This window comes from Actinomadura sp. NEAU-AAG7, from assembly GCF_018603865.1.
GTDB classification, from domain to species: domain Bacteria; phylum Actinomycetota; class Actinomycetes; order Streptosporangiales; family Streptosporangiaceae; genus Spirillospora; species Spirillospora litoris.
Map to the genome: position 1 here is coordinate 1 of NZ_JAHFZY010000021.1, position 821 is coordinate 821.

The following is an 821-nucleotide window of genomic DNA, read 5'->3' on the forward strand; positions in this document are numbered from 1 at the left end:
TTCTTGTAGCAGGTGATGGCGGCGGCGAGGGTGAGGAAGGCGGTGAACAGGTGGCCGTGGCGTTCGTAGCGGACTGTCAGCCGCCGGTAGCCCAGCAGCCAGGCCAGGGTTCGTTCGATCACCCAGTGGTGGCGGCCCAGGCGTTCGCCCGACTTGATGCCCGGCCGGGTGATGCGCGGCACGATCCCGCGTCCGCGCAGCCAGGACAGGTGCTCGGCGGAGTGATACGCCTTGTCGGCGCGGACCTTGACCGGCCGCCGACGTCGTGGCCCACGTCGGGACCGGATCGCCGGTAACGCCATCAGCAGCGGCTTGAGCGCCCGGCTGTCGTGCACGTTGGCGGCCGAGACCGCGACCACCAGCGGCAGCCCGGCGGCGTCGGTCAGCAGGTGGAGTTTGCTGCCCTTCTTGCTCCGGTCGACCGGATTGGGACCGGTCAGCGTGCCCCTCTTGTCGCGCGGACGGCGGCGGCGTCCACGATCGCCGACGCCCAGTCCACCTGGCCTCGCGCGCCGAGCTCGTCCAAAACGGCCCGGTGCAGCCGCGGCCACAGCCCCGCAGAGGTCCAGGCGGAGAACCGGCGATGCGCAGTGGGCACGCTGACCCCGAACTCCGCGGGCAGATGCCGCCACGCACACCCGCTGGTCAGCACGTACACGATCGCGGTGAACACCGCACGATCGTCCACGGGTGCCGTCCCGCCGCCCTGTCTGCGCGGCGTGAACTCCGGAACCAGCGGCTCGACGATCGCCCACAACTCATCCGGCACCAACCGACGCGCAAGATCCGACGACACGATCCCGCATTATCCCGCAGACCAC

1 protein-coding gene is annotated in these 821 nt (G+C 70.5%); it reads right to left on the minus strand.

The window, feature by feature from the left end; genetic code table 11:
- Positions 1–796 (minus strand): IS5 family transposase gene (locus tag KLI87_RS39580; protein WP_214621092.1). Its coding sequence is split into 2 segments (ribosomal slippage), with 794 coding nucleotides annotated over them: positions 1–449 and positions 452–796; the frame shifts between segments, so codons are not numbered across the junction. This gene is flagged as partial in the annotation.
- Positions 797–821: the final 25 nt, after the last annotated feature.